This is a genomic window from Billgrantia aerodenitrificans (assembly GCF_021404405.1).
GTDB classification, from domain to species: Bacteria; Pseudomonadota; Gammaproteobacteria; order Pseudomonadales; family Halomonadaceae; genus Halomonas; species Halomonas aerodenitrificans.
Genome location: NZ_JABFTV010000003.1, coordinates 388,523 through 410,562, shown reverse-complemented (window position 1 = coordinate 410,562; position 22,040 = coordinate 388,523). Strand labels below are relative to the sequence as shown.

Here is a 22,040-nt window from a genome sequence, read left to right as displayed (position 1 = left end):
TCAGCCGGCGGCGTTCAGGGCCTCACGCTCAGGGCGCTCGCGCATCGCCACCAGCCGCTCGGCGGCCTCGCTCAGGGGCGTCAGCTGACGTGCGACCAGCAGCAGCTGGCCATGCATGGGCCGGTACTCCTGCTCCCCCTCTTCCGGCGACGGCAGCACCTCCTGCTCCAGGCTCGTCAGCAGGGCTTCGCGCTCTGCCTCCAGCTCCGCCACCGGCTGGCGCCGCTCGAGCCGTTCGGCCAGCGCGGCGAGGTACCCGGCAATCCGTTCGCCGTTCGGCAGCAGCTGCGCGTCGGCCTCTTCGGCATCGAGCCGATGGCGATGGGCGCCCAGCGCCGAGAGGTAGCCCAGCAGCGTATGCGAGTGCACCAGGAAGCGGAAGCCGTCGTCGGCGTCGCGCCGCCGGTAGTGCTCCGGCTCCTGCAGCATGTTGGCCAGCATCGTCGACAGGGCCGCATCGGCATTGTGGGCGTTGCGCCGCGCCAGGCGGTAGGCCAGGTCGTCCTGCTTGCCGCTGGCGTACTGGTGCAGGATCTCCTCCAGGTAGCACCGGCTCGCCTGCAGCGCCGCGGCGGCCTGGCGATGCAGGCGCCGGCCCTGCCAGTCGGGCAGGATCAGGAACACCGCGGCCCCGGCGATCGTGGCGCCGATCAGCGTATCGAACAGCCGCGGCCAGATCAGGTCGAAGCCGTCCCCCACCTGATTGAAGCTGCACAGCACCAGCAGCGTGATCGCCGCGGTGGCGATCACGTAGTGCCTCTCCCGCGTGGCGAAGAAGGTCACCCCCGCGGCTACCGCGATCAAGGTCTGCAGCAGGGGGCTCGGCAACAGCGTGATCGAGACCCAGCCCGCCACCAGGCCCAGCACGGTGCCGACGATACGCTGGGACAGGAAACGTCGGGTGGCGGCAAAATTGGGGCGGCACACGAACAGCGTGGTGAGCAGGATCCAGAAGCCCTGAGCCGGATGGATCAGGTGCAGTACCCCGTAGCCGGCCAGCAGCGCCACGGCCAGCCGCAGCCCGTGGCGGAAGGTGGGTGAGGCCACCGTCAGATTGAGGCGGATACGCTCCCAGGCATCCTTCACGCTGCCGGGCGAACGGTCGAACAGGCTGGTGTCGCCGGGGCTCGCGTCGCTGTCGGGATTGTGCGCCAGGACCAGTTGGCTCTCGAGACTGGCCAGGTTGTCGGCCAGGGCATTGAGCGGCGGCATCAGCTCGCGCCACGCGGGGTTGCGCATGCCTTTGAGATGATCGATGGAGGCGCGCAGATCGGCCAGCGCCTGCTCGCTCTGATCGTGCTCGAAGGGCTGATTGAGCAGCAGCGCCTTGGCCAGCCGCCGGCACGCCTGGCCCTGCTGGTCGAGCAGGCGCTGGCAGCGGAACAGCACGTCGTAATGGAAGAAGGCCTCGGTCAGCCGCGCGTAAGGGTAGTGCGAGGAGCTGGCCCGCTCGTGGATGTCCTGGGCGATGAAGTAGATGCGCAGGTAGCGGTTGAGCTTGCCCTCGCCGCGCTGCCCCTCGAGGCGACGGAAGATCGTCTCCTTGGCCAGGTTCAGCGCCTCCACCACCCGGCCGTTCTGTCGCGCCAGGGCCAGACGTCGCGCCTCGACGTCGACACCGCGCAGCGGTTCGAACAGGGTAGCCTTGAGCATCAGGTAACGGGCCAGCTCACGGTAGAGCCGGGCCATGCTCTGCTTGACCGGCTGACGCGAGAACAGCGCGCACCACACCACCGAGATCGCACCGTACCAGGCCGCCCCGGAGAGAATCAGCAGCATCTGACTCCAGTCGCCCGCCTGAGGCACGCCCCCGTGGTGCTCGATGTTGATCATGGTGTAGATCGACAGGATCAGCGTGCCGGAGGCGATGGTGGCGTAACGCTGCCCCACGGCGCCCAGCATCACCAGCACGAAGGTCGCGAGCCCCAGCCCCAGCGCGAACAGCCACGGCCAGGGAAACAGCCAGCGCACGATGAGCGAGGCGGTAGCGAAGCAGATCAGCGTGACCACCAGCGCCTGCAGACGGCCCTGCCAGCTGTCGTCGGTCTCGGAGAGGGCGCTGGCGATGATGCCGAGGAACAGCGGGATCACCAGCCCGATGTCGGCCAAGGCCCAGCTGAGCAGCAGCGCCCCGCTGAAGGCGAGAAAGACCCGCAGGCTGTAGGCGAACTTGTCCAGCGTCCACAGACGCCGCAGCGACAGGGAGAGCGAGGTCGGCATGTTTTCGACTTATTTGGAAATGGCCATCGTCATGTTACTCGACACTAGACTTTCGTATAAAGCCCAACCTTCCTTCGGCACACAGCAGCCCGCCCCAGCGGCACTTGGTACGCGCGTAACAAAAAGCAGAACACCGGCCGCCTATCATTGGAACACCCACCTTTCGATACTCGAAGAGTCCCCTAACACGACAAGGACAACCCAATGGACATGAAGCTGTTGCTCAATTGGCGCCTGCACCTGACGGTGATACTGGCGTCTCTCCTCGCCGAGTGGATCGGCATATTGCGCATCCCCCTCGGCCCCGGCACGCTGCTGCTGCTGCCGCTGTTCTACGCCTTCATCATTGGCGTACTGCTCAATCCGCACCTGTTCTCGGGCATGCAGCGGGTCATTCCCAAACCGGTCAGCAACGCCGCCGGGCCGCTGATCATGATCTCGATCCTGCCCTTCATCGCCAAGTTCGGTTCCACCATCGGGCCGGCCATCGAACAGATCATCGCCGCCGGGCCGGCACTGATCCTGCAGGAGCTGGGCAATCTCGGCACCATGCTGCTGGCGCTGCCCTTCGCCGTGCTGGTACTGCGCATGGGACGCGAGGCCATCGGCGCCACCTACTCCATCGCCCGCGAGCCCAACATCGCCATCATCTCGGACAAGTACGGCCTGAGAAGCCCCGAGGGCATCGGCATCATGGGCGTCTATGTGGTGGGCACCATGTTCGGTACCCTCTATTTCGCGCTGATGGCCGGCTATCTCGCCTCGCTGGACATCCTCGACATCCGTGCCCTGGCGATGGCCTGCGGCGTGGGCAGCGGCAGCATGGTGGCGGCCTGCTCGGGTGCCCTGGCCGAAGCCGCTCCCCATCTGCGCGACGACCTGCTGGCCTTCTCCGGCGCCAGCAACCTGTTGACCTACGCCACCGGTCTCTACGTTTCCCTGTTCATCGCCCTGCCCACGGCCGAATGGCTCTACAAGCGCCTCGGCGGCGCCAAGCTCAAGGAGGCTCGCAATGAAACCCTCTGATACCACTGCACCCAATACCGGTTTCGATGCGTCCGCCCTTCAGGAGCTGCGCCCCGAGCAGCAGCTCGGCAAGACCGCCCTGCTGCTGGCCGTGGTGTGCGTCGCCGCGTGGATCGCCAACATCGTGCATGGCGCCCCGCTGCACCAGGCGCTGCCCGGCATGCTGCTGCTCTACGTCATGGTCATGATCGGCCTGCTCATCGGCCGCTTCGCGCCGTTCTACCTGCCAAGCGTGGCCTGGGTCTCGCTGATCAGCATCGTCATGACGCTGCCCTTCTTCCCCGGCAACGGCTGGATCGTCGGTCAGCTCGCCCACGTGAACTTTCTCGCCGTGGTGACCCCGGTGCTGGCCTATGCCGGCCTGGCGCTGACCGGCCGCGAGTTCACCATGTTCCGCCAGACCGGCTGGAAACTGGTGATCGTCTCGCTGCTGGTCTTCACCGGGACCTTCGTCGCTTCGGCGTTCATTGCCCATCTGATTATCTGAGGAGCCGCTCATGGATGACAGCCTGCTGCCGACGCCGGAACGTCTCGTGGCCTGGCGCCACGACTTCCACCGCCACCCGGAGACCGCCTTCGAGGAGCATCGCACCGGCGCCCGCATTGCCGAGCTGCTGCGCCAGGCCGGGCTCGAGGTCGTCACCGGACTGGGCGGCGGCACCGGGGTGGTGGCGATTCTCGACGGCAGGCGCGGCCCCGGGCGCGCCATCGGCCTGCGGGCCGACATCGATGCGCTCGACGTCGAGGAGGCCAACGACTTTTCCCACGCTTCCACCATACCGGGCAAGATGCACGCCTGCGGCCACGACGGGCATACCACCATGCTGCTGGGGGCGGCCTACGCGCTGGCCGCCGACCCCGACTTCGCCGGGCGGGTGTACTTCATCTTCCAGCCGGCGGAGGAGAGCGAGGGCGGCGGTCGCGTGATGGTCGAGGAGGGGCTCTTCGAGCGCTTTCCCATGGAGGCCGTCTACGGCCTGCACAACTGGCCCGGGCTCGCCGTGGGCGAGGCGGCGGTGCACGACGGCGCGGTGATGGCCGCCTTCGACGTCTTCACCCTGCGGCTCAGCGGGCACGGCTGCCATGCCGCCATGCCCCACCTGGGCAGCGACACCATCCTGGCCGCCTGTCAGCTGGTCAGCCAGCTGCAGGGGCTGGTCAGCCGCGAGACACCGCCCCATCAGAGCGCGGTGCTCAGCATCACCCAGTTCCACGCCGGCGACGCCTTCAACGTGATTCCGGAGACGGTGGAGCTGCGGGGCACCCTGCGCTGCTTCGACGGCGAGCTGCGTGCCTATCTGGAGCGACGCTTTCGTCAGGCCGTCGAGGCGCTGGCCGGGTTCCACGACCTCAGGGTCGAACTCGACTATCAATCGCGCTACCCCGCTACGATCAACGCCCCCGAGCATGCGGCACGCTGCGCCGGGGTGCTCGAGACGCTGCCGGGCGTCAGCCGCGTGCATCGCGACCTGCCGCCGAGCATGGCCTCTGAAGACTTTGCCTTCATGCTCGAGGCCTGCCCCGGCGCCTACATCTGGCTCGGCAACGGTGTCGAGAGCGCCGCCCTGCACAACCCGCACTACGACTTCAACGACGCCATCGCCCCGCTCGGCGTGGCGTACTGGCAGGCACTGGTCACGACCCTGCTCGACGACTGACGGCGCTTTTCGCCACTGCTTCCATGGCCGCAGCGTCGCTGCGGTCCGGATCGACGCGCCTGCCAGACACGACATTCTGCATCTTCTTGAGGAACGACCATGAGAATCTGCGTTATCGGCCTCGGCCAGATGGGCGGCAACATGGCCCTGACCCTGCAAGCCGCCGGCTTCGACGTCACCGGCAGCGACCTGTTCGACAGCGCCCGCCAGCGCCTGGCCGAGCGGGGGCTGCCTGTGGTCGCCCCCGACGAACTGCCACCGAGCGACGTCTACCTGCTGTCGCTGCCCACCTCGGCCCAGGTACGGGAGGTGATCGAAACTTCGCCCGGTCTGCTCGGCCTGGCGCCGAAGGGCAGCGTCATCGTCGATACCTCGACCTCGGATCCGGTGGTCAGTCGGGAGTTGGCCGCCAAGGTCGAGGCCGCCGGGCTGGCGTGGCTCGACGCCCCGGTCAGCGGCGGTCCCAAGGGGGCGGCAACGGGCAAGCTCGGCATGCTGCTCGGCGGCGAGACGGCCACCATCGAGCGCCTGGCGCCGATGCTCGAGGCGATGTCGGCCCGCTACACCCACGTCGGCGGCCCGGGCAGCGGGCATGTGGTCAAGCTGGCCAACAACTACCTGTGTGCCGCCCACCTGCTGACCACCGCCGAGGCAGTGGCCATGGCCGCCCGCGCCGGGGTCGACCCCGCCGCCTGCCTGGCCGGGCTCAACAGCGGCTCGGGGCGCAGCGCGGTCAGTGAGGTCAACTTCCCCGAATGGATCCTCTCCGGGCGCTTCGACTCCGGTTTTATCACCGGCCTGATGCGCAAGGACCTGCGCCTGGCCCGCGACGCCGCCGAACGCCTCGACATGCCGCCGGGCCTGCTCCAAGCCGTGGTCGAGGCGTGGCACGCCGATCCCGAGCACCCCGCCGATAGCGACGACTTCAACCGTATCGCCGGCGCGCTGCTGGCTGCCGCCAGCGAGGAGACCGCATCATGAACCGTCTCAATCGCCAGGCCCGGGAGCGTATCTCGAAGCTGCTCGATGGCTTCGGCCTTCAGGGCGCAACGCCGCTCTCCAATTGGATCGACGGCGCGCCCTGCCCGGGCGAAGGCGAGTCGATCACGCTGATCGATCCCGCCACCGGCGAGGCACTGCTCGACTATCGCGACGCCGGCCCGGCCCTGGTCGAGCGCGCCGTTGCCGCCGCCACACGGGCACAGCAGGCCTGGATGGCGCTCACCGCCAGCGAGCGCGGCCGGCGCATGAACGCCGCCGTACGCGGCCTCGAAGGCCACGAGGAGGCGCTGGCCCAGCTCGAGAGCGTGGTGGCCGGCAAGCCGATCCGCGACTGTCGCGGCGAGGTCGGCAAGGTGCGCGAGATGTTCGAGTACTACGCCGGCTGGTGCGACAAGCAGCACGGTGAGGTGATCCCGGTACCCACCAGCCACCTCAACTACGTACGCCACGTACCCTATGGGGTGGTGGGCCAGATCACGCCGTGGAACGCGCCAATGTTCACCTGCGCCTGGCAGCTCGCCCCGGCCATCGCCGCCGGCAACGGCGTGGTGCTCAAGCCTTCGGAGCTCACCCCCTTCACCTCGGTGACGATTGCCCGGCTGCTGGAGCAGGGCGGCCTGCCCAAAGGGCTGGTCAACATCGTCAACGGCCTGGGCCCGAGCACCGGCGCGGCGCTGACCGGCAACGAAGGCATCAGCAAGCTGGTGTTCGTCGGCTCGCCCCAGAGCGGTCGCCTGATCGCCGAGGCCGCTGGCCGGCGGCTGGTGCCGAGCGTGCTGGAACTGGGCGGCAAGTCGGCCAACATCGTCTTCGCCGACGCCAGCCTCGATGCCGCCGTGGCCGGTGCCCAGGCGGCAATCTTCGCCGCGGCGGGACAGAGCTGCGTGGCCGGCTCGCGACTGCTGGTCCAGCGCGAGGCCTTCGCGGAGGTGACCGAGCGGTTGGCGCGTGCCGCGGCCGGGATCGAAGTCGGTCTGCCCGGCGACGAGGCGACCCGCATGGGGCCGCTGCAGAACGCCCGCCAGTATGCTCACGTGACGCGCATGATCGAGGACGCCGTGGCCGCCGGCGCGCGGGTGATCGTCGGCGGCAGCCGCCCGGCCGACTTGCCCGAGGAGGCACAGGGCTACTTCCTGACGCCCACCGTGCTGGTCGACGTTACCCCGGAAATGGAGATCGCCCGAGAGGAGGTGTTCGGCCCGGTGCTGGTGGCAATGCCCTTCGACGACGAGTCGGACGCCGTACGCCTGGCCAACGCCACCCGCTTCGGCCTGGCCGGCGCAGTGTGGACCCAGGACCCGGCCCGTGCGCACCGGGTAGCCGGCCAGCTGCGTGCCGGCACGGTGTGGATCAACGGCTACAAGGCAATCAGCGTGATGTCGCCCTTCGGCGGCTTCGGCGACAGCGGCTTCGGCCGTTCCAGCGGCCTCGACGGCCTGCGCGAGTACACCTTGCCGCAGAGCGTATGGGTGGAGACCGCCAGCGAAGCCAGCGTGGCCATGGGCTATGGTAGCGGCGTGGGTTAGCGGTTCGAAGTCGAATCGACGTTCTGGAAGGCCTGCATCCAGCGCTGCAGGTGACGCAGCAGCAGGATGCTGGCCTTGGGCTGCTGACGGCCGATGCGCGTCACCATGTGTGCCTGGGAGCGCTGGAACAGCGGGTCGTCCACGGAGCGTGCCACCAGACGTCCCTCTGCCAGGTCATCCGCCACGGCAAAGGCCGGCAGCAGGGTGATGCCCATGCCGCTGCGCACGTACTGGGCAAGAATGGCCATGGAGTTGGTGTTCATGGCCATGCGCGGCCGCAGCCGCGCCTGATGGAACGCCTCGTCCACCATATGGCGCACCTGATGGCTGGGGTCCCACATCGCCATGGGCGCCTCGCTCAGCTGCGCCAGGGTCAAGGGCTTCGTCTCTTCGGCCAGCGGATGCTCGGGCGGCAGAATGGCCATCAACGGCTGCGGGCTCGACACCCAGAAGCGCAGCTGGTGATGGGTGCGCTCATGGAACATCAGGCCGATATGCGCCTGCTCGTTGATCACCGCCTCGATGATGCCGGAGGTGCCGGCCAGGTGGATGTCGATCTGAATACCGGTATAACGCTCGGTGAATTCGCGCAGCGGCTTGGCCACCAGGTCGCCGACGAAGCCTTCTCCCACCACCAGCGATACGGTACCGGTCTCCAGCCGCTGATAGGCTTCCAGCGAGGCGATGAAGCTCTCGTCCAGGGCACCGCGGCGCTCGCAGTACTCCAGCAGCATCTCGCCTACCGGGGTGGGCCGAATCCCCGTGCGCTTGCGCTCGATCAGCGTGGCGCCCAGCGCCTCTTCCAACAGGCTGATCTGACGGCTCACCGCCGACGGCGCGATATCCAGACGAGCGGCGGCCTGGCGCACCGAGCCCGACTCGAGGGTGACTCTGAAATAGACCAGACGCTGGTGGGGGATGTCCACGTCATGTTCCGCCGATTGAAGGCTCGATGATACGTGAAATGATGCGGATTCAGAGGTGCTTGAGCAGCTTCTGCAGCTTCTTGAGGTCGCCCGAATCGCCCACCAGACGCACCTTGCCAGCCATCATGCCGTCGAGAAAGGCCTGCTGGGTCGGCTTGCGCAGCACGCGAATGGCGGTGGCTTCATCGTCGAAGCGCAGCTCCAGGTCGAGGTCCACCGGCAGCCCGGCGCCTACCTGGATGCCCTGGGGTGTCATGCGGTAATGACGGGCAATGGAGAGGTCTTCGGTGGCGATGCCCCAGTCGAGACTGCGCATCTCTGCGAGCTGCTCGCGAAAGCGCGGCTTGCGACGCAGCGCACGTTTCAGCATCCACCCAAGCAGCCAAAGCATCAGACGCAGCTTCATGTCGAATCCATTTCGCACAGGTGGTGGGGTACCGCGGCCTGACGAGGCAGGCCGCGCCGGGTGTGATCCGAGTTCGGATCAACCCTTGCCGACGGCGTCCTTGAGTCCCTTGCCCGGCTTGAAGGCAACGGTCTTGCTGGCCGGGATGGCCAACGGCTGGCCGGTCTGCGGGTTCTTGCCGGTGCGAGCGGCGCGCTCACGCACGGTGAAGGTACCGAAACCGATCAGGGAGACGTCCTGCCCCTGGGCCACGCTGCCGGTGATCTCGTCGAGGATGACGTTGAGCACCTGACTGGCCTTGTCCTTGGATAGTTCCGCACGCTCGGCGATTGCCGCGGCAAGTTCTGGTTTACGCATACAGCCCTCCTGATATTGGCTATACCCCGGCAACATGCCGGTATGTTGTTATTCACGATCGAGTCAAGTTGATGATAACTGCCACTTTACCCGGGAGAGCCCGTCCCCCTTTGTTTGGGTTCTTCCCCTGCTCCTGAAGCGTCAAGCGCGGCGATCATCGACGCACCGGGGCAACGAAGCCAGCCGGTGCGATGACGACACTAGCCTAGCAACGGCGGCGTTGCCCGCGCCAGCTCAACTTTCCGCTTCACGCAGCCTCCTGTCAACGCAAAGCCGATCAAACGTTCGTCTTGATCTTCGGCAAGGGCGACTAGATCGCGTCCTTCGCCCTCCACTCGCCAGCGCGCCGGCGTCTGCAGCGGCGGCAGGGCCACCACCGGCAGCAGAGGGGTCTTCACCAGCACCGGCCAGGCGCCATAGCTCACCGGAGTGGGCGATCCGACAAGCGTGCGCGCCAGCGCCTTGGCGCTGGCCTGCAGCGGCTGCACGTACATGGCATTGACCCCATCCACGCAGGCCACATCGCCGAGGGCGAAGACACCGGCAGCCGAGGTCTGCAGGTAGCGGTCGACCTGGATACCTGCCGGCCCGGCCTGCAGTCCGGCAGCCTGAGCCAGTTCGATACGCGGTCGCAGGCCGGTGGCCAGCAGCACCAGATCGGCCTCGAGCATGCTGCCATCGTCGAGCTCGAGCCCCACGTCGCTGCCGCGCTGTGCCAGCCGCTGCAGGCCGTGTCCCAGATAGAGCCCCATACCGGCTTCGACGAAGGCCTCGCCAAGGGCCTTGCCCAGAGGCTCCGGCAGCAGGCGCGGCAGGGGCGCTCGCTCGCGTGCGACCAGGCTCACCGCATGACCTCCCGCCACCAGGTCGTTAGCGAACTCGCAGCCCACCAGGCCGGCACCGACGATGGCCACCCTGGCCGGCCGGCCCAGCGCCTCGAGGGCGGCATAAAAGCACCGGTAGTCGTCCAGGTCGTTGATGCTGAACACTCGCTCTGCGATTCCCTCGGGAATGGCGAAAGGCGTACCGGGTGCCGCACCGGTGGCCAGCACCAGCTCGCTCCAGGCCAGTCGCTCCTCGCCTATGTGCAGGGCACGGGCGTCGAGATCGATGGCATCGACACGGGTGTGCGTGCGCAATACCGCGCCCAACTGATCGGCCACCTCCAGCGCGGCGCGCGTGGCCAGCCGCTCGGGCGGCAAGCGCTTGGCGAAGCCGGTGGAGAGCAGCGGCTTGGAATAGTCATCGCCGCTGTCGGCGGTGATCAGCGTCACGGGACGTTCGGTATCCAGGGTGCGCAGCTGCTTGAGCAGGCCAATGCCTGCCATGCCGGATCCGATGATGGTCAGAGGAGCGGTCATGGGGTCCTTGTATCGCACGGGGGCCGCCGGCTCGCGCCACGGCTCGGTCAGATTCGTTCAGGCCGCATGTTACACTATGCGCCCCTAGTTCAACCGGAGAGAGCAGGTGACCCGCAACCCCACGGCGCACCACGGCAAGCCACCCCTGTCCTTGGCCTGGCGCCCTCTGGCCGCGGGCCGGCCGGCCATGAGCCCGGCCTGGTGGGCCTGGGTGGCGACCCGCGACTCTCTCACTGCGCGCCTGACTGAGGCCGGCAACGGCCGACCCTTCCGCGTGCGCCTGCTCGAACAGCGTCTGGGGCGGCCTCGCCCCGACGAGGCCCGTGCCATGGGACTGCCTCTCGACCGCATGGCCTGGCTGCGGGAAGTGGCCCTGTGTCTCGATGGGCGCCCCTGGGTGGTGGCCCGTTCGGTGGCCCCGCTGGCGCAGCTGCGCGGTCAGCGTCTCGAGCGACTGGGCGAGCGCTCGCTGGGCAGCTGGCTGTTCCGTCAGCCCGACCTCGAGCGCGGCCCCATCGAGGTCACTGCCGCGCCGGCCCCCTTTCACCCGCTGCCCGGCCCCTGGGGGCGTCGCTCGGTGTTTCGTCACCGCCGCTTCGCGGTGTTGGTGCAAGAGTTCTTTCTCGACGCCATGGCGGATGAACTGCAACTGCCGACACGCTAGGATGATCGGCATCGAATGAGGAGATACCGATGGATCGCTCCCTGATGCGCCCCAAGGGGCTGGCCCGCCTGCCCGATTTCCTGCACCTGATGCGGCTGGACCGCCCCATCGGCACCTGGCTGCTGATGTGGCCCACGCTGTGGGCGCTGTGGGTGGCCGCCCAAGGGCTGCCCGAGCGGCATCTACTGCTGATCTTCGTTGCCGGGGTCTACCTGATGCGCGCCGCAGGCTGCGTGATCAACGACTACGCCGACCGCCACTTCGACGGTCACGTCAAGCGCACCAAGGACCGCCCCCTGGCCACCGGACGCATCAGCGAGCGCGAGGCCAAGGGCCTGTTCGCCGGCCTGGTCGCCTCGGCCTTCGTGCTGGTGCTCTTCACCAACCTGTTCACCGTGATGCTGTCGCTGGTGGGCGTGGCGCTGGCCTTCATATATCCATTCATGAAGCGCTATACCCACCTGCCCCAGCTGTTCCTCGGTGCGGCGTTCTCCTGGGCCATTCCCATGGCCTTCGGCGCGGTGCTGGGCCACGTACCCCTGGAAGCCTGGCTGCTGTTCGCCGCCAACCTGGCCTGGACGGTGGCCTACGACACCGAATACGCCATGGTCGACCGCGACGACGATCTGAGGATCGGCATCAAGTCCACCGCGGTGCTGTTCGGCCGCGCCGACCGCGTCATGATCGGCCTGCTGCAGCTGATCACCCTGGGCCTGCTGGGTTGGGCCGGGCTACGTCTGGGCCTCGGCGTGTTCTTCTGGCTGGGCCTGGCCGGCATGGCCGCCACCTTCCTGCACCAGCAGCTCCTGATTCGCGGCCGCGAGCGTGAGCGCTGCTTTCAGGCCTTCCTCAACAACCACTGGTCAGGCCTGCTGGTATTCGCCGGCATCGCACTGAGCCTGTGGCCCATCACCGGCGTCTAAAGCCACTGGCGGCAGTGTCATGCAAATGTCATGATCACATGGTGAGATCGTCACCGACCCGTCACTGACCGCGAGGCTTCGGGATGACCGCCAAGACCGTTTTGATCGTCGATGACGAAGCGCCAATCCGCGAGATGATCGCGGTGGCGCTGGAGATGGCCGACTATCGCGTGCTGGAAGCCGCCAATGCCCAGAGCGCCCACACCATGATCGTCGACAACCAACCCGACCTGCTGCTGCTCGACTGGATGATGCCCGGCACCAGCGGCATCGAGCTGGCGCGCCGGCTCAAGCGCGAGGAAGCCACCCGCGAGCTGCCCATCATCATGCTCACCGCCAAGAGCGAAGAGGACAACAAGATCCTCGGTCTCGAAGCCGGTGCCGACGACTACATCACCAAGCCCTTCTCGCCGCGGGAGCTGGTGGCTCGGCTCAAGGCGGTACTGCGCCGGACCACGCCCAAGGGCGTCGAGGAGCCGGTGGAAGTGGACGGCCTGGTGCTCGACCCCGTCAGCCACCGGGTCAGCTCCGATGGCAAACCACTGGAGATGGGCCCGACCGAGTACCGCCTGCTGCAGTTCTTCATGACCCACCAGGAGCGCGCCTATACCCGCAGCCAGCTGCTCGATCAGGTATGGGGCGGCAACGTCTATGTTGAGGAGCGCACCGTAGACGTGCACATTCGCCGCCTGCGCAAGGCATTGGGCGATGCCCATCAGCATCTGGTCCAGACCGTGCGCGGTACCGGCTACCGCTTCTCCAGCAAGGGCTGACGTGCGCCTCTGGAGCCATGAACTCTGGCGCCTAGGCCTGCTCGCTATCGCCGGCACCCTCGTCGGCTGGCTGTTTTCCGCCCCAGGACTCGGGCTGGCCCTCGGGCTCGCCCTGCGTCTGGCCTACCACCTGCGACAACTGCACGCCCTGCGTCGCTGGCTCACACGCAACCCGCACAGCGAACCCCCCGCAGCCACCGGCCTGTGGGGCGAACTGTTCGACCGCCTGTACCGCTACCAGAAAGGTCAGCGCCAGACCCAGCAGCGCCTGCAGACGACCCTAAAGCGTATCCAGGAATCTTCGGAGGCGATGCGCGACAGCGTGGTAATGCTCGACCAGCACGGCGACCTCGAATGGTGGAACAGCGCCGCCGAGCGCATGCTGGGGCTCGAGGCCGCCCACGACCGCGGCCAGCACATCACCAACCTGATCCGCGACCCGCGCTTCGTCACCTATTTCAATGCCCGCGACTACCGCGAGCCGCTGACGCTGAGCTCGCCGGTGAACGAACGCATGGTGCTGCAGTTCCAGATCACTCTCTACGGCGACGACGAGCGCCTGGTGATGGCGCGAGACATCACCCGCCTGCATCGCCTGGAGGAGATGCGCCGCGACTTCGTCGCCAACGTCTCCCATGAGCTGAGAACCCCGCTGACGGTGCTGGCAGGCTATCTCGAGACCTATGCCACCTACGCCGAGCAGCTGCCGCCGCGGCTGGCACAGGGACTGACACGCATGCAGGAACAGACCAGCCGCATGCAGAACCTGGTCAACGACCTGTTGCTGCTGTCACGCCTGGAGATCGACCGCGGCGGCGAGGACCATCTGCCGCTGGCCATGGACGCCCTGCTCGAGGAGGTACGCCGCGACGCCCAGGCGCTGGCGGCGAGCCGCCAGCAGGTGCGCGTCGAGCTGGAGGAGGCTCGCCGCCTGGTCGGCAGCGATACCGAGATCCACAGCGCCCTGTCCAACCTGGCCTTCAACGCGGTGCGCTATACCCCGGAGGGCAGTCAGGTCGTGCTGCGCTGGAAGGCACACCCCAAGGGCGCGTGCCTCGAGGTGCAAGACAACGGCGAAGGCATCGATTCCGTGCACATCCCGCGCCTGACCGAACGCTTCTACCGGGTCGACAAGGGCCGCAGCAGCGAGACCGGCGGCACCGGTCTGGGGCTGGCCATCGTCAAGCACGTGCTGCTGCGCCACGACGCCTACCTGGAAATCGAATCCCGCCCTGGCCAGGGCGCGCTGTTCCGCTGCGTCTTCCCCGCCGAGCGGCTGGTGGCGGCTGAGGCAGCAGCGGATCGAATGACAGGTGCTTGATCCTCGCGGCACCGCCCAGGATGCGTCTCAGGTGGCGGCGACATCCCTCTCACCGCGATAGTGGCGGTCCCACATCAGCACGGCGCCGGCCACGGCACCGGGCAGCAGGAAGAGGTTGGCCAGCGGAATCCAGGTGATCAGCGTCACCCAGCCGCCGAAGGTTAGGGTCTGCCAGGAGTGCGCGCTGAGGCGGCGGCGCATGTCGGCGAAGGTCACCTTGTTGTTGTCCATGGGGTAGTCGAGGTAGGTGATCGCCATCATCCAGGCCGAGAACAGGGCCCAGAGCAGGGGGGCGAACACGTTCAGCGCGGGTATCCAACTGATCACGAACAGCGCCAGCGCCCGCGGCAGGATGTAGCCCAGCTTGACCAGCTCGCGGCCCAGGGCGTCCACTGCGGTGCGCGCCAGGCCGCGGTCGTCCAGCGGCGGTCGACCGGTGGCCCGAACCTCCACCTTGGCCGCCAGAAAGCCGTAGAAAGGGGCGGCGATCAGATGGGTCACCAGGGTGAAGGTGAAGAACACGATCAACACCAGGCTCAGCACGAACAGCGGCCACAGCAGCCACTCCAGCCAGCCGAGCCAGGCCGGCACCATGGCCATCCACGCCTCCAACCAACCGCCGAAGCGGGTCACCACGAAGTAGAGCATGGCTGCATACACCGTCAGGTTGACGGCGATCGGCGCATAGACGTAGCGGCGCAGGCCGCGACCGTAGACCAGTCGCGTCCCGCGATTGAGTGCCGTGAAGGCGTCCAGCATGAACCTCAGCCCTTGCGCTTGAGCGCATCCTCGTCGATCTTGTCCGGGTCCATGTGGCGGATGTCGAGCCCCTTGACCAGATAAATGACGTACTCGGCCAGATTGTCGGCATGGTCGCCGACCCGCTCCAAGGCACGCAGGATCCACATCACGTTGAGCACCGGGCCGATGGCGCGGCTGTCCTCCATCATGAAGGTCATCAGCGAGCGCATGGCGCTGCCGTACTCGTCGTCCACCGACTCGTCTTCATGCACCACACGCAGTGCCAGCTCGGTATCGAAGCGGGCGAAGGCGGTCAGCGCGTCGCGCAGCATACCGCGCACGTGCTCGCTGATGTGGCGCACCTCTACCAGGCCGCGCACGTTGTTGCCGTTGTCGATCAGGGTCAGGGCGTTGCGCGCGATCTTGCTCGCCTCGTCGCCGATGCGCTCGAGATCCGCCGTGGCGCGGATCACCGCCAGCACCAGCCGCAGATCGGAGGCGGCCGGCTGACGCCGTGCCAGCACCCGCGTGCACTCGTCGTCGATCTTGAGCTGCATGGCGTTGACGTCGCGGTCGCGGTCGCGCACCTTCTCGGCCAGACGACTGTCGCCCTCGAGCAGCGCCTGGATCGCCTCCTGGACCTGCTGCTCGACCAGCCCGCCCATGGTCATCAATTGGGTCTTGAGGGCTTCCAGCTCCTGGTTGAACTGGCGGGAAATATGCTGACTGTGGGTATCGCTGGTGATGTCCATGGTGCTTCTCCTCGGGCGGCCTGGATCAGGCCATACGGCCGGTGATGTAGTTCTCTGTACTGCGCAGACTGGGATTGGTGAACAGGGTATCGGTGGGGGCGTACTCCACCAGTTGGCCATCCTGCAGGAAGGCGGTGTAGTCGGAGACCCGCGCCGCCTGCTGCATGTTGTGGGTGACCAGGATCAGCGTGAGCTGCGACTTTAGACTGCGGATCAGCTCCTCGATCTTCAGCGTGGAGATCGGATCCAGTGCCGAGGCCGGCTCGTCGAGCAGCAGCACCTCGGGGCGTACCGCCAGCGAGCGGGCGATCACCAACCTCTGCTGCTGGCCGCCGGACAGCGACCAGGCCGATGCTCGCAGCCGATCCTTCACCTCATCCCACAGCGCTGCCGACTGCAGCGCCCATTCGACGATGTCGTCCATACGCCGACGCGTCAGCCCGCCCTGCAGACGCAGGCCGAAGGCCACGTTTTCGTAGATCGACATGGGGAACGGGTTGGGCACCTGAAACACCATGCCGACTCGCCGCCGCAGCTCGTCCACGGCCACCTCGGGGGCGTGGATGTCTTCGCCTTCGAGCAGGATCCGGCCGCTGTGACCGACCTCTTCGTTGAGGTCATGCAGCCGGTTCAGCAGCCGCAGCAGCGTCGATTTCCCACAGCCGGAAGGCCCGATGAACGCCGTGACCCGATGCCGCGGCACGCGCAGGGTGATGTCGCGCAGGGCCGGTTTGCCGCCGTAAGCCAGACTCACCCCTTCGATCTCGAAGCAGCTGGCGGTGGGATCGAAGTCGATGATCGAGCCCGGGGCGGACGGCTGGAAGCGTGACAATAGGGTCATCGGTGGGCGTTTTCTCCTCATGGGCGCGGCTGCACGCCGTGGCGCGAACGAAAATAATGCCGCAGAAATATGGCAGTCAGGTTAAGCACCAGGATCACCATGACCAGCAGCAGCGCCGTGGCGTAGACCAGCGGCAGCGCCGCCTGGACGTCGTTGCCGTGAAAGGCCGTATCGAAGATGTGATAGCCGAGATGCATGAACTTTCGATCAAGATGGAGGAAAGGAAACTCGCCGTCCACCGGGATCTGCGGCGCCAGCTTGGCCACCCCGACCAGCATCAGCGGTGCTACTTCGCCGGCGGCGCGGGCCACGGCCAGGATCACCCCGGTGAGCATGGCCGGCACCGCCATGGGCAGCACCACCCGGATCAGGGTCTCCAGCCGTGTGGCCCCCAGCGCCAGGGCGCCTTCACGCTGCTGCACCGGAATCCGCGCCAGGCCCTCCTCGGTGGCCACGATCACCACCGGCAGGGTCAATAGCGCCAGGGTCAGCGAGGCCCACAGCAGTCCGCCGGTGCCGAAGGTGGGCGACGGCAGGGCATCGCTGAAGAACCAGTCGTCCAGGGTACCGCCTATGCCGTAGACGAAGACCCCCAGCCCGAATACGCCGTAGACGATGGAAGGCACCCCGGCCAGGTTACGCACCGCAATGCGCACCAGATTCGTCAACCGCCCCTGATGGGCCACTTCGTTGAGGTAGACCGCGGCCAGCACGCCGAAGGGCGTCACCAGCAGCGACATCAGCAGCACCATCAGCACGGTGCCGAAGATCGCCGGCCACACCCCGCCCGCAGTATTGCCATCCCGCGGCCCTTCGGAGAGAAAACGCCATACCCCCTGTGCCCAGGCTCCGCTTTTCTCGCCAAGCGACATGGCGTTGGGCTGCCAGGCGCGCAGCACTTCATCGAGGGGCTGAACAAGGCGACGCCCATCGACGCTTTCGAGCAGCGCCGCCTGCCCGCCCATGGCCTGCTGCAGCTCACGCACTCGCGCATTGGCCTCGGCCAGCGCCTGGCGGGCTGCCGTGTCGTCCGGGCGGGCATCCAGACGTCGAATCAGCGGTCGCAGCACGTCGCGGCGCAGCCGGTCATGCTCGTCACGCAGCGCCTCGAGCTCCGCCAAACGCGCCTCTAACCCGGTCCAGGCCGCTTCCCGGGACTGCGCCGACAGCAGCGCATCGGACTCCCCCACCGCCAGCAGACGGCCGATGAAGGCGCCGTGCCGCCTGCGCTCCAGTACCACCAGTTCGGCTGGCCGCTCGCTGGCCACGATGGTGTCCACCGGCAGCCAGTGCCAGACATGGCCGTCCAGGTCGCGGTTGCCGGTGAAGTAGAGCCGCTCGCGTCCGGCCCGATGTTTCAGCGGCAGCTCGCGCACTGCCTGCCCCGCCAGCAGACGGCCATCCTCCAGCTCGACGAGCGTTACCGAGGCAGGCCAGAAGTGCCCCAGGCCGCGCACGGCCAGCAGCAGCAGCAACCCGCCCAGCAGCAGCAGCGACAGCGCCACGCTGCCGGCAGCCAGCCAGGCCCAGGGGCCTTCCGTGCGCGGCAGGCGTCGGCTCATGCCGCACCGCCCAGCCAGCGATAGCGTCGCCTCAGGCGACTTCTCACCACCTCGGCCAGGGTATTGACCAGAAAGGTGAAGATAAACAGCAGCAGCGCCGCCAGCATCAGCAGCACGTAGGCTTCGCTGCCCGGTACGGCCTCGGGCAGTTCGACGGCGATGCCCGCCGCCATGCTGCGCATGCCCTCGAACGGGCTCAAACTCATCAAGGAGGCATTGCCGCTGGCCATCAGCACGATCATGGTCTCGCCCACGGCGCGCCCGGTACCGATCATCACGGCGGCGAAGATACCCGGTGACGCCGCCGGCAGCACCACCCGCCGCAGCGTCTGCCAGCGCGTGGCACCCAGCGCGTGGGCACCCTCGCCGAGTCGGCTCGGTACGCCGGAGAGCGCATCCTCGGCCAGGGCATAGATACTGGGCATGACGGCAAACCCCATGGCCACGCCCACGATCATGGCATTGCGCGTGGCGTAGTCGAGCCCCAGTTCACGATCCAGCCACACCCGCAGGTCGCCGCCGAACAGCAGCCCCTCGAGCCAGGGTGCAAGCGCAAAGGTCGCCAGCGCCAGCAGCAGCAGCCAGGGAACGAGCCACAGCCCGGCGCGTGCCAGCGACAGCCGGCGCCGCCAGCCCGACGGCAAGCGGCGCCAGAGGCCCGCCGCCAGCAGCACCCCCAGGGGCAACACCAGCATCAGCGTCAGGACACCGGCCAGATGACGCTCGATCCAGGGGGCCATGACCAGCCCGGCCACGAAGCCGACCACCACACCCGGCATGGCCTCCATCATTTCCAGGGTCGGCTTCATGCGGCTGCGCAAGCGCTGGGTCATGAACAGCGCCGAGTGAATGGCGGCCCCCAGTGCCAGCGGCACGGCAAAGATCATCGCCCACAGGGCCGCCTTCAGCGTCCCCCAGGCCATCGGCGTCAGCGCGAGCCGCACGCGTTCCATCTCCAGCCGGCCACCGAACAGGGCAGGCAACACCTCGACGACGAGGAAAGCCCCGATCGCCATGACCGCCACGATCACGCCGATACCGCCCGCCGCGATGAGCCCCGTGGCCAGTCGATCGAAACGTCGGCGCCAGGGCGAGCGGGGGGCGGAAACGAGATTTTGGGGCTCTATCATGATCGGCAGCCTATAGCGGCTTGATGACAGTTTCGTGACACGCGCTCAGGGCAGCGTAGCGTCGAGGCCCAGCAGCTCACGCTGGGCGGCCAGATGCTCCTCCGACAGCGCCACGAAGCCCATCTCGGAGACCGTGCGCTGCCCCTGAGGCGACAGGATGAGATCCAGCAGCGCCCGCTCCGGCCCGGAGAGCGCCTCTCCGGGGGGAAGGTTGACGTAGAGGAAGAGCGCACGGCCAAGTGGATACTCGCCCTGGCGCACCGGTTCGGCAGCGGGAACATGCCGGCGCCCCTCGCCATCCTCTATGGCGAGGGCCTTGATCCCGGGAGTCAGGTGATTGAGGCCGACATAGCCGATGGCCTCCAGGCTTTCGGTGACCGCCGCCACCACGGCGGCAGAGCCCGGGTGCTCGTTGAGCCGTGGATTGTAGCTGCCGCCACACAGCGCCTGCTGGCGGAACAGGCCAAAGCTGCCGGAAGCGGGATTGCGCCCGTTGAGCTCGATCCTTCCCCCTCGCCCCGCGACGCCGAGCTGCTCCCAGCGCAGGATCGCCTCGTCGCCACCGCAGCGGCGCGTGGTCGAGAAAATGGCGTCGATCTCGTCAAGTCGCAGCGACTCCAGCGCATGGTGACGGTGCACGATCACCGCCAGAGCGTCTCGTGCCACCTCCACTTCCAGCACCGGGTAACCGTGCCGTTGCTGGAAGGCATCACGCTCGCTGTCGCTCATGGCCCGTGACATCGGCCCGAGCCGGGTGGTGCCGGCCGCCAGCGCCGTGGGAGCACTGGCTGAGCCGCTGGCCTGGAGCTGCAGGCGAATGCCCGGATGGCGCTCGCTGAGCTGTTCGCCCCAGCGCAGCATCAGCCCGGCCATGGTGTCGGAGCCTACCACGCCGAGCGTACCCACCGGCTCATCGCCGTGGGCCGTGGACATGGCCCAGACCAGCAGCAGCACCAGACAACTGTGCCATGGCCTGCGCCGACCACGCGCCTTGCCGAAAGGGATCATGAGAGGCTCCTTGCCGCAGACTGGGAGGATCGCGCACGAGTGACGGCTTGTCGCAGCGCTGGTGAGGCCAAGGCTTGGCGTATAAGATGGCCACCAGCAAGCGCTGCAACGCAATATCGCCGCCCACAACAACAAGCCGAGCATACGACATTCCATGACCGACCTCGACGACGTTCCCGCGCCCCAGGGGCAATTGACACTCAAGCTGCTGGCCGATCGCCAGGATACCAACCTCTATGGCGACATCCCCGGTGGCTGGTTGGTGCGCCACATGGACCAGGCCGCCGAGCTGGCGGCGGGCCGCGAGGCGCGTGGCCGCACCGCAACAGTGGCCATCGAGACCATGGACTTCCTGTGTCCGGTGCGTGTCGGCTCGATGGTCAACATCTTCACTGCCGTGCGCGAGATCGGCCACAGCTCGATCAAGATCGACGTCGAAGTGTGGATCCGCCAGCCTCACGAACGCGAGAGCAGCGAGCTGCACAAGGTCACCGAGGCCCGCTTCGTGATGGTGGCACTGGACGACAAGGGGCGCATCCGCGCGGTACGTCAGACCGGCTGAGGTTTCGGAAAGCAGCGAGGGCGCCAATAGGCGCCCTCGCTGCGTTCGACGTCGTCGATCAGGTGACGACGGTGTCGCGGGTCTTGAGATACTCGAACTCGCCCACGTCGCTGAACGGGCGAACCAGCGCCTGGAACGCGCGGTAGGACTCGTAGACCTTGGCCGAGTCGGGGTCGTTCTCCACCTGCTGCTGGATGACCCGCTGCGACGACTCGTAGAGCGCCTCGATGACGTCCTGCGGGAAGGTGCGCAGCTGCACGCCATGCTCCTCCACCAGAGTGGCCAGCGCCTGAGCGTTGCGATAGGCAAACTCGCTGATCATATCCAGGTTGGAAGCCTTGGCGGCTTCGCGCACCACGGCCTTGAGGTCGTCGGGCAGGGCGTTCCAGGCGTCCAGGTTGACGGTGCCCTCGAGCACGGCGGTCGGCTCGTTCCACGGCGAGGTGTAGTAGTAATCGGCCACCTGATGCAGGCCGAAAGCCATGTCGTTGTAGGGACCGACCCAGTCGGCGGCGTCGAGCACGCCGGTCTGCATGGAGGTGAAGATCTCACCGCCCGGCATGTTGACGGTGGTCACGCCGATGCCGTTCATGGCCTCGCCGGCCAGGCCCGGCAGACGCAGGCGGATGCCCTGCATGTCGGCCAGCGAGTTGATCTCGCGCTTGAACCAGCCGGCCATCTGGGCACCGGTGTTGCCCACCGCGAACGGCTTCAGGTTGTGCTTGGCGTAGATCTCGTCCCACAGCTCCTGACCGCCACCGTGGTAGAGCCAGGCGTTCATTTCGGTGGTGTTCATGCCGAAGGGCACGGCGGTGAAGAACTGCGAAGCGGCGACCTTGCCGCGCCAGTAGTAGGCGGCGGAGTGGCCCATCTCGGCGGTACCGGCGGCCACGGCGTCGAACACCTCCATGGCGGGCACCAGCTCGCCGGCACCGTGCACGCGCACACGCATACGGCCGTTGGAGAGCTGTTCGATACGCTGGGCGAATGCGTTGGCACCGGTACCCAGGGCCGGGAAGTTGGTCGGCCAGGAGGTGACCATGTCCCAGGTGATGGTTTCCTGCGCTTTTGCGGTGGAGACGAAGGGGGCAGCGACTACGCCGGCAGCACCGAGGCCGGCGGTCTTGAGGAATTTACGGCGTTGCATGCGGGCATGACTCCAGGTGGTTATTCTGAGTCGCGTCTAAGGAAACACTGCACAAATGCCTGCGCGAGCGAATTGCTGCGTTGCGCGGTGCGCAGAATCCTCACATATACCCCATATGCTCCGGTTCTTGTGCT

22 protein-coding genes are annotated in these 22,040 nt (G+C 67.3%); 10 read left to right on the top strand and 12 right to left on the bottom strand.

Features of this window, described 5'->3' with window-relative positions; genetic code table 11:
- Window positions 1–2,220, bottom strand: a complete 2,220-nt coding sequence (yccS, locus tag HOP59_RS08090; RefSeq protein WP_234253444.1) for a YccS family putative transporter — start codon at window positions 2,218–2,220, stop codon at window positions 1–3.
- Between the two features lie 204 nt (window positions 2,221–2,424).
- Here yccS and HOP59_RS08085 point away from each other — a divergent pair, with 204 nt between their 5' ends.
- The 5 genes from HOP59_RS08085 to HOP59_RS08065 all read left to right on the top strand — a co-directional run bounded on the left by HOP59_RS08085 (window position 2,425) and on the right by HOP59_RS08065 (window position 7,432).
- On the top strand, window positions 2,425–3,246 hold the full coding sequence (locus tag HOP59_RS08085; RefSeq protein ID WP_010625912.1) for a DUF3100 domain-containing protein: 822 nt from the start codon (window positions 2,425–2,427) through the stop codon (window positions 3,244–3,246).
- Window positions 3,233–3,733 carry a hypothetical protein gene (locus HOP59_RS08080; RefSeq protein WP_234253443.1) on the top strand — a complete coding sequence of 167 codons (501 nt, stop codon included), beginning with the start codon at window positions 3,233–3,235 and terminating at the stop codon, window positions 3,731–3,733. The genes HOP59_RS08085 and HOP59_RS08080 overlap by 14 nt, the downstream gene beginning before the upstream one ends.
- 10 nt (window positions 3,734–3,743) lie before the next feature.
- Window positions 3,744–4,904: a M20 aminoacylase family protein gene (locus HOP59_RS08075; protein WP_234253442.1), complete on the top strand. Its 1,161-nt coding sequence runs from the start codon at window positions 3,744–3,746 to the stop codon at window positions 4,902–4,904.
- 99 nt (window positions 4,905–5,003) lie between these two features.
- Window positions 5,004–5,885, top strand: coding sequence for an NAD(P)-dependent oxidoreductase (locus HOP59_RS08070; protein WP_234253441.1), 882 nt, complete (start codon window positions 5,004–5,006; stop codon window positions 5,883–5,885).
- Window positions 5,882–7,432 carry an aldehyde dehydrogenase family protein gene (locus tag HOP59_RS08065; RefSeq protein ID WP_234253440.1) on the top strand — a complete coding sequence of 517 codons (1,551 nt, stop codon included), beginning with the start codon at window positions 5,882–5,884 and terminating at the stop codon, window positions 7,430–7,432. The genes HOP59_RS08070 and HOP59_RS08065 overlap by 4 nt, the downstream gene beginning before the upstream one ends.
- Here HOP59_RS08065 and HOP59_RS08060 read toward each other — a convergent pair.
- The 4 genes from HOP59_RS08060 to HOP59_RS08045 form a co-directional block, all read right to left on the bottom strand.
- A complete protein-coding gene (locus HOP59_RS08060) occupies window positions 7,429–8,358 on the bottom strand; it encodes a LysR family transcriptional regulator (RefSeq protein ID WP_234253439.1) in 930 nt (309 codons plus the stop codon). The genes HOP59_RS08065 and HOP59_RS08060 overlap by 4 nt on opposite strands.
- Before the next feature lie 49 nt (window positions 8,359–8,407).
- Window positions 8,408–8,764, bottom strand: coding sequence for a hypothetical protein (locus HOP59_RS08055; protein WP_086509053.1), 357 nt, complete (start codon window positions 8,762–8,764; stop codon window positions 8,408–8,410).
- Window positions 8,765–8,842: 78 nt separating this feature from the next.
- On the bottom strand, window positions 8,843–9,121 hold the full coding sequence (locus HOP59_RS08050; protein WP_010625919.1) for an HU family DNA-binding protein: 279 nt from the start codon (window positions 9,119–9,121) through the stop codon (window positions 8,843–8,845).
- Window positions 9,122–9,321: 200 nt separating this feature from the next.
- Window positions 9,322–10,482, bottom strand: a complete 1,161-nt coding sequence (locus tag HOP59_RS08045) for an FAD-dependent oxidoreductase (RefSeq protein ID WP_234253438.1) — start codon at window positions 10,480–10,482, stop codon at window positions 9,322–9,324.
- Window positions 10,483–10,669: 187 nt separating this feature from the next.
- Between HOP59_RS08045 and HOP59_RS08040 the strand changes: the two genes are divergently transcribed.
- From HOP59_RS08040 to phoR, 4 genes are all read left to right on the top strand, one after another.
- On the top strand, window positions 10,670–11,146 hold the full coding sequence (locus HOP59_RS08040; protein WP_422676172.1) for a chorismate--pyruvate lyase family protein: 477 nt from the start codon (window positions 10,670–10,672) through the stop codon (window positions 11,144–11,146).
- A 29-nt stretch (window positions 11,147–11,175) separates the two neighbouring features.
- Window positions 11,176–12,069, top strand: a complete 894-nt coding sequence (ubiA, locus tag HOP59_RS08035; protein ID WP_010625923.1) for a 4-hydroxybenzoate octaprenyltransferase — start codon at window positions 11,176–11,178, stop codon at window positions 12,067–12,069.
- 83 nt (window positions 12,070–12,152) lie between these two features.
- Window positions 12,153–12,842 (top strand): phosphate regulon transcriptional regulator PhoB, encoded by a 690-nt coding sequence (gene phoB, locus HOP59_RS08030; protein WP_010625924.1) that lies wholly within the window; start codon window positions 12,153–12,155, stop codon window positions 12,840–12,842.
- Window position 12,843: 1 nt separating this feature from the next.
- Window positions 12,844–14,163 carry a phosphate regulon sensor histidine kinase PhoR gene (phoR, locus tag HOP59_RS08025; RefSeq protein ID WP_234253436.1) on the top strand — a complete coding sequence of 440 codons (1,320 nt, stop codon included), beginning with the start codon at window positions 12,844–12,846 and terminating at the stop codon, window positions 14,161–14,163.
- Between the two features lie 27 nt (window positions 14,164–14,190).
- Here the strand turns inward: phoR and cysZ are convergent, their stop codons facing one another.
- The 6 genes from cysZ to HOP59_RS07995 are packed head-to-tail and all read right to left on the bottom strand — an operon-like array spanning window position 14,191 to window position 20,197.
- Window positions 14,191–14,922, bottom strand: a complete 732-nt coding sequence (gene cysZ / locus HOP59_RS08020) for a sulfate transporter CysZ (RefSeq protein ID WP_234253435.1) — start codon at window positions 14,920–14,922, stop codon at window positions 14,191–14,193.
- A 5-nt stretch (window positions 14,923–14,927) separates the two neighbouring features.
- Window positions 14,928–15,656 carry a phosphate signaling complex protein PhoU gene (gene phoU / locus HOP59_RS08015; RefSeq protein ID WP_010625927.1) on the bottom strand — a complete coding sequence of 243 codons (729 nt, stop codon included), beginning with the start codon at window positions 15,654–15,656 and terminating at the stop codon, window positions 14,928–14,930.
- Between the two features lie 25 nt (window positions 15,657–15,681).
- Window positions 15,682–16,497, bottom strand: coding sequence for a phosphate ABC transporter ATP-binding protein PstB (gene pstB, locus HOP59_RS08010; protein ID WP_234253434.1), 816 nt, complete (start codon window positions 16,495–16,497; stop codon window positions 15,682–15,684).
- 17 nt (window positions 16,498–16,514) lie between these two features.
- On the bottom strand, window positions 16,515–18,059 hold the full coding sequence (pstA, locus tag HOP59_RS08005) for a phosphate ABC transporter permease PstA (RefSeq protein ID WP_234253433.1): 1,545 nt from the start codon (window positions 18,057–18,059) through the stop codon (window positions 16,515–16,517).
- Entirely contained in the window at window positions 18,056–19,189 is a 1,134-nt protein-coding gene (locus HOP59_RS08000) for an ABC transporter permease subunit (RefSeq protein ID WP_234253432.1), read from the bottom strand. Before HOP59_RS08000 ends, pstA begins: the two co-directional genes overlap by 4 nt.
- A gap of 45 nt (window positions 19,190–19,234) precedes the next feature.
- Window positions 19,235–20,197 (bottom strand): PstS family phosphate ABC transporter substrate-binding protein, encoded by a 963-nt coding sequence (locus tag HOP59_RS07995; protein ID WP_234253431.1) that lies wholly within the window; start codon window positions 20,195–20,197, stop codon window positions 19,235–19,237.
- Window positions 20,198–20,351: 154 nt separating this feature from the next.
- Here HOP59_RS07995 and HOP59_RS07990 point away from each other — a divergent pair, with 154 nt between their 5' ends.
- Window positions 20,352–20,759 (top strand): acyl-CoA thioesterase, encoded by a 408-nt coding sequence (locus tag HOP59_RS07990; RefSeq protein WP_234253430.1) that lies wholly within the window; start codon window positions 20,352–20,354, stop codon window positions 20,757–20,759.
- Window positions 20,760–20,817: 58 nt separating this feature from the next.
- Here HOP59_RS07990 and HOP59_RS07985 read toward each other — a convergent pair whose 3' ends face one another.
- On the bottom strand, window positions 20,818–21,906 hold the full coding sequence (locus HOP59_RS07985) for a TRAP transporter substrate-binding protein (RefSeq protein WP_010625933.1): 1,089 nt from the start codon (window positions 21,904–21,906) through the stop codon (window positions 20,818–20,820).
- Between the last annotated feature and the right edge of the window lie 134 nt (window positions 21,907–22,040).